Origin of the sequence: Vibrio sp. Vb1127, from assembly GCF_033338735.1 — a bacterium.
GTDB classification, from domain to species: Bacteria; Pseudomonadota; Gammaproteobacteria; order Enterobacterales; family Vibrionaceae; genus Vibrio; species Vibrio alginolyticus.
Genome location: NZ_JAWOTF010000051.1, coordinates 1 through 6,232 on the forward strand (window position 1 = coordinate 1; position 6,232 = coordinate 6,232).

At 55.7% G+C, this 6,232-nt stretch carries 5 protein-coding genes and 2 pseudogenes; all 7 read right to left on the minus strand.

Going from position 1 to position 6,232, the window contains the following annotated elements; genetic code table 11:
* Nucleotides 1–70: 70 nt before the first annotated feature.
* Nucleotides 71–376: a LysR family transcriptional regulator gene (locus R7H07_RS23765; protein WP_001255015.1), complete on the minus strand. Its 306-nt coding sequence runs from the start codon at nucleotides 374–376 to the stop codon at nucleotides 71–73.
* Between the two features lie 27 nt (nucleotides 377–403).
* Complete coding sequence (gene floR, locus R7H07_RS23770; RefSeq protein WP_023300759.1) at nucleotides 404–1,618, minus strand: chloramphenicol/florfenicol efflux MFS transporter FloR; 1,215 nt, start codon at nucleotides 1,616–1,618, stop codon at nucleotides 404–406.
* A 216-nt stretch (nucleotides 1,619–1,834) separates the two neighbouring features.
* Nucleotides 1,835–2,719, minus strand: a complete 885-nt coding sequence (locus tag R7H07_RS23775) for a DUF3363 domain-containing protein (RefSeq protein ID WP_001447541.1) — start codon at nucleotides 2,717–2,719, stop codon at nucleotides 1,835–1,837.
* 30 nt (nucleotides 2,720–2,749) lie between these two features.
* A pseudogene (locus R7H07_RS23780) lies at nucleotides 2,750–3,778 on the minus strand (IS91-like element ISVsa3 family transposase); the annotation flags it as partial.
* A gap of 13 nt (nucleotides 3,779–3,791) precedes the next feature.
* Nucleotides 3,792–4,127, minus strand: a pseudogene (locus R7H07_RS23970) (toprim domain-containing protein); the annotation flags it as partial.
* An 82-nt stretch (nucleotides 4,128–4,209) separates the two neighbouring features.
* On the minus strand, nucleotides 4,210–4,722 hold the full coding sequence (locus R7H07_RS23785) for a dihydrofolate reductase (protein ID WP_086371372.1): 513 nt from the start codon (nucleotides 4,720–4,722) through the stop codon (nucleotides 4,210–4,212).
* 345 nt (nucleotides 4,723–5,067) lie between these two features.
* Nucleotides 5,068–6,232, minus strand: a 1,165-nt coding sequence (locus R7H07_RS23790; RefSeq protein WP_000320694.1) for an IS91-like element ISVsa3 family transposase, incomplete at its 5' end; no start/stop codon positions are given.

Here is a 6,232-nt window from a genome sequence, read left to right on the forward strand (position 1 = left end):
GCTTAGCGGAAAGTTCTTTTACCCTCAGCCGAAATGCCTGCCGTTGCTAGACATTGCCAGCCAGTGCCCGTCACTCCGCGGTCTTCACTGCGTGATCGAGTTGATCGACACCCGCCGTGACACGCTCCATGAAGTGCCTGCCTGCGTCTGTTAGCCGAACGCCCCGCGCATGGCGCTCAAATAGCAGGACACCAAGGTTATCCTCCAGCGCTTTCACACGCGCGCTGACGCTCGACTGGCTGATACCAAGTGCCTTGGCCGCATGCCGAAAATTCAGATGCTCGGCGACGGCGATGAACTGAACAAGGGAAATGAGCGGTATCCTGCCAGACAGGATACCGACATTCACGAGGTTTCGATGGTTAGTGCGCCGCATCGGAGCGGGCCTGCTACCAGTCGTCGGTTAGACGACTGGCGACTTCTCGGTGGCAGCCCCACGGAGCCGAAGGAGCACCAGCCCCAACGAAACCAGTACCGCCATCGCCGTGGCGTAACAGATCACGGGCCACGCTGTGTCACCGTTTAAAAGTGCCACCGCCAATGTCCCGACAATGCTGACTATCAGGCTTTGAACGCAGAAGTAGAACGCGACCGCTGATCCCGCGATGTCGTCGAACTCTGCCAAAGCGCCGTTCGCGGTAACGGACACCGTGAAGACAATACCGACCGCGACAACCCACATCGGTAGGATGAAGGTGAGGAATGACGGCGAGCCGTAAAGTTCGCCGATCCCCAACAGGACCGCTCCGCAAACAAGCAACGCCATCCCACGCGCCACGCATCCTGCGATGCCCCATCTGGCGACAAAGGACTTCGCGAAACGGGTTGTCACGATCATTACAAGCGCGACAGTGGCGAAGGCAAAGCTGAATCCGATCTCGGAATATTCCGCTTGGCCTATGAGCACACGGGGAGCCGTCGAGAAGAAGACGAAGTAGGTGCCCATACCGGCGCTAAAGCCGACAGTGTAAACCCAAAAAGCCGGACTCGCGAAGATCGGCAAGACAGATCGGCGCGTCTTGACTTGATCCAGAGGGCGGGTTTCGTGCCACCTGAAACCCGCATTTAGGAGTGCGAGCATCGCCAGTATAGCCAAAGTAATGAATATCGCCTGCCATCCCAAGAACTCGCCGATCAATGTTCCGGCGATAGGGCCGAGCGCAGGCACGAACGCCAGCATCGAACTGAAAAGGCCGTAGATGACGACACCCTCAGGACGGTTGGCATAAACGTCGCGAACCGTCGCGAACGTCGCCACCAGCATGGCCGACGCGCCCACTGCTTGAAGTAGACGGAAAGCGACAAAGGCCGGTGCAGTTGAAGACCAAGCTGCTCCCAGAGACGCAATGACGAAAGCCGTTGCGCCCGCAAGTAGAATTGGCCGTCGCCCGATTCTGTCTGAGAGCGGACCAAAAATCACCTGGCCCACGCCGAGCATCACCATATAGAGGCTCAACGTGAGTTGGATCATAGCGGGCGTCGTGTTCAGGATGCCGGGCATCGCTGGAACGACAGGGAGATAAATATCCATCGCCAGTGAAGCGAGGATGTCGAAAGGAGCCATCAGCAGCAGTGCTGCCGGCAGCGTATAGGCCCACGCGGGGCGTGTGGTGGTCATGACGAATCAACCCTCGATTAAGGAATACCGGGCGACGTCTGCTCGTCAGCAATCAGATGAGACTAGCCTTACAGAGCGCCGCAACAACAATACTGGTTGTTGCGGCTTACTTGTCTGCTGACTTGGAATTTCCCATCTGATTACTCCACGCTTACGAATATGAATTGCTACATTTTATCCGATTATCTTTTGCTTCGCAATGCGGCATGGGCGCACTCAGCGTTCCAGCCCCCTCTGCCGCCCTAACTGCCACGACACCGACCCGCCCTGCACGATGCCCATAACCTCGCGGCCGAGTTGGCGGTCGATGATCGGCCGCCACGGGACAAGGGTGAACTCATGGGATTTCTCGACCACGGCGAACTTGCCGCTCGATAGATGCACGGTTCCGGTAAACTTGCCGCTGACGCTCTCGCCGTCCGTGGCGGCGCGGAACGGCAGGCCCTTACTCAAAGCCATATCCGATCCGACGCCGGCTACCTCGCGCTCCCGCAGGATGGCGAGAAGGTTGCGCCGGTAGAAGACGCGGCTGTCCCGGCTGCGGGTGGCGTCGCCCTGTTCGATATGGTGCTCGCGGCGCTGGTCCATGGCTTCGCGGACTTGTTGCCCGAAGCCGGTTGGCGCAAGGTCGGCCGTCTCGCCGTGGATCAGCCGCCGGTCCAGCCAGGTCGCGCCGTCCGATCCGATCTGTTTGTTCAGATCGACCGGGGAAAGGACGCGAACGCTGGCCTGACTGTCTCGGCCGGCGTCATGGGCGGCGGCACGGCTGACCAGATCATCGGGGATGCGCCATTGGTCGGCGTCGATCCGCTCGACGATACCGGCCCGGCGTAGCGCCTCCAGCCGGCGCACATGGGCATCGACATAGCCCTCATAGTCGCCGCCTGGAACGCGGCACGTATAGGAAGAATAAACGCCCTTTTCACCCAAGTCCAACAGCTTTGGACCGCAGTTGACTCTTTCGACACCCCTGCGATGCAACCCAATCCGGCTGACGGGGAGCCAGCAACGCTGAAAATTTACCCTCCTCTTTCCCACTAGCGGCTCCTTTTCCGACAACCAGCACGGCGGATCCCTGCCGCGGCGCTGTGAACGCAGCATTTTGATTGGTATCGTTGGCCTTCAGGCTCGTCAGTCAAACAGACCCAGGAGCAGCTCAGCCGGTGGCGCCCGGCTTTCGGGTAACGCCCTGGTCCCGCTGGTTTCGGCTTTGTGCTTCAGGTGATCAAGGATCTGCTTGATCACTATAGGGTCTTCAATGCAGGCGATGACTTTCATGGCGCCGCCGCAGCCGCTGCAGGTCTCGATGTCGATATTGAAAACACGCTTGAGCCGTTGCGCCCATGTCATCGACGCTCGCCGTTGTGCTGGTGTTGCCGGTTCATCAGCCACCCTGACCTTGTTGCCCCTGCCCCGTTTTGCCGGCGTGACCAACGCCCGGTGCCGACTGTTGGGTGCGAACACCCCGTGGAAGCGGGTTAGGTTGACTCTGGGCTTCGGTACCAGGGCGGCCAGCCTTGCAATGAAATCCAATGGTTCGAAAATGACGTGCGTGGTGCCGTCCCGGTACGGCGTCTTGAGCTGGTAGCGCACGTTGCCGCCTCGTGTTAACGACAGCCGCTTCTCGGATACCGCCGGGCGGCTGATGTACCGGCACAGCCGTTCGAGCTTCTTGCGTTCATCGGCCCTGGCCGCCACGCCGGCGTGCAGGCTGGACCCGGCTACCTTGCCAATCCCGTCACCGAACGGATCACCACTGGTCGGCAGAGTTTGCAAAGTGAACACCTTTCGCCCCGCCTGTGAACCGACAGCGATACGGTAAGTGATCGAGTGCCCCAGCAGGGGTGTCATCGGGTCGTCATCCACCGCATCCGAGGCCAGATAGCTGTTTTCGACATCCCGTTCCAGCAGGCCTTGCCGTTCCAGATAGCGACCCACCCGGTGGGCGATGGTGTGCGTCAGCTGGGTGAGCTCTGGGCTGGTCGGCGCCTTGACCCAGCGGAAACGCGCTGAGCCGTGGGATTGCTCGACATACACACCGTCGAGAAACAGCATGTGGAAGTGAACATTCAGATTGAGCGCCGATCCAAAACGCTGGATCAGGGTGACCGCGCCCGTCTTGGCCACTTGGTGGGTATGGCCCGCTTTCTTGACCAGGTGCCAATACCCATCTTTGTATCAACTCCCCTTCCTGCCCGGCATCCCCGCAATTGATGACTTCAGAACAAGATGCTACCAATTTTTCAATAACAGCAAATTGCCTTTTTACTCCATCGTTATCAATTAGTTTAATGCCAAATTTTTTAGGTACAATTGGCAGATCTTCCAATTTCCAGTATTTCCAATTTTCTTTGTAATCATGGGGTTCATTCAATGTACACAGATGGCCAAAAGTCCAGGTTACCCAATAGCCATTTCCTTCATAAAAGCCGTTGTTGCGTTGTTTTGCACCAATTACTTCGGCAATATCTTTTGCCACAGAAGGTTTTTCAGCTATACATAAAATCATAAGGAGGCAAAGTTAGTAAGGTCGTTGAAGTTTTGAAACCGTTACATACAAAACATTTCAACAAAAACAGTAAGTTTTAGAGTTATTTACGTGTATATTTTTTTATTTCAAAAGCAAAAGCGTGTTTTTCATCAATACCCTGTTTCAGTACAGTTTCACTATTCCACTCAGATTCAGAAAATTTAGGAAAAAAAGTATCTGCGTCAAACACTCCATCTACTTGTGTGATATACATTTCTTGAAGGATGTTTCGCTGCATAACTTCTGCATAAATTTGTCCCCCACCAATGATGAAAACAGTTCTTTCGGTTTCATTTTTATAGAACTCTAAACATTCAGTAAGTGAAAAAAAGACATGAGCTCCTGGTGCTTGATAGCCGATTTGGTGAGTTAAAACGGCATTTTCACGATTTGGCAAGGGTCTAAATTTCTCAGGAATAGATTCATAATTTTTACGTCCGGTTATTACTACATGACCTGTTGAAGTTTCTTTAAAGAATTTCATATCAGCCGGCAATTTCCATAACAAATCGTTGTCTTTACCAATGCCAAAATTTTTATCCATGGCAACAATTAATGATAGTTTCATAATGATCGGTATTGAATAATTAATTTTTTATTTGAGGCATTAAGCACATGCAATAATTTCTCAATTGGTTTTTTCACCTTTTCTTTCAAATGTAACTCATCTGCAGTTTGAATCATACGTATAGGAAGAATAAACGCCCTTTTCACCCAAGTCCAACAGCTTTGGACCGCAGTTGACTCTTTCGACACCCCTGCGATGCAACCCAATCCGGCTGACGGGGAGCCAGCAACGCTGAAAATTTACCCTCCTCTTTCCCACTAGCGGCTCCTTTTCCGACAACCAGCACGGCGGATCCCTGCCGCGGCGCTGTGAACGCAGCATTTTGATTGGTATCGTTGGCCTTCAGGCTCGTCAGTCAAACAGACCCAGGAGCAGCTCAGCCGGTGGCGCCCGGCTTTCGGGTAACGCCCTGGTCCCGCTGGTTTCGGCTTTGTGCTTCAGGTGATCAAGGATCTGCTTGATCACTATAGGGTCTTCAATGCAGGCGATGACTTTCATGGCGCCGCCGCAGCCGCTGCAGGTCTCGATGTCGATATTGAAAACACGCTTGAGCCGTTGCGCCCATGTCATCGACGCTCGCCGTTGTGCTGGTGTTGCCGGTTCATCAGCCACCCTGACCTTGTTGCCCCTGCCCCGTTTTGCCGGCGTGACCAACGCCCGGTGCCGACTGTTGGGTGCGAACACCCCGTGGAAGCGGGTTAGGTTGACTCTGGGCTTCGGTACCAGGGCGGCCAGCCTTGCAATGAAATCCAATGGTTCGAAAATGACGTGCGTGGTGCCGTCCCGGTACGGCGTCTTGAGCTGGTAGCGCACGTTGCCGCCTCGTGTTAACGACAGCCGCTTCTCGGATACCGCCGGGCGGCTGATGTACCGGCACAGCCGTTCGAGCTTCTTGCGTTCATCGGCCCTGGCCGCCACGCCGGCGTGCAGGCTGGACCCGGCTACCTTGCCAATCCCGTCACCGAACGGATCACCACTGGTCGGCAGAGTTTGCAAAGTGAACACCTTTCGCCCCGCCTGTGAACCGACAGCGATACGGTAAGTGATCGAGTGCCCCAGCAGGGGTGTCATCGGGTCGTCATCCACCGCATCCGAGGCCAGATAGCTGTTTTCGACATCCCGTTCCAGCAGGCCTTGCCGTTCCAGATAGCGACCCACCCGGTGGGCGATGGTGTGCGTCAGCTGGGTGAGCTCTGGGCTGGTCGGCGCCTTGACCCAGCGGAAACGCGCTGAGCCGTGGGATTGCTCGACATACACACCGTCGAGAAACAGCATGTGGAAGTGAACATTCAGATTGAGCGCCGATCCAAAACGCTGGATCAGGGTGACCGCGCCCGTCTTGGCCACTTGGTGGGTATGGCCCGCTTTCTTGACCAGGTGCGTGGCAATGACGCGGTAAACGATGCCCAGCACCCACCCCATGATCTCGGGCCGGCTGGCAAACAGGAAACGCAGCTGAAACGGGAAGCTCAACACCCACTGACGCATGGGTTGTTCAGGCAGTACTTCATCAACC

Excerpts from the sequence above, each read along its gene's own strand:
- floR (WP_023300759.1), bottom strand. The coding sequence starts at position 1,618 with ATGACCACCACACGCCCCGCGTGGGCCTATACGCTGCCGGCAGCACTG.
- R7H07_RS23765 (WP_001255015.1), bottom strand. The coding sequence starts at position 376 with ATGCGGCGCACTAACCATCGAAACCTCGTGAATGTCGGTATCCTGTCT.
- R7H07_RS23775 (WP_001447541.1), bottom strand. The coding sequence starts at position 2,719 with ATGCTGCGTTCACAGCGCCGCGGCAGGGATCCGCCGTGCTGGTTGTCG.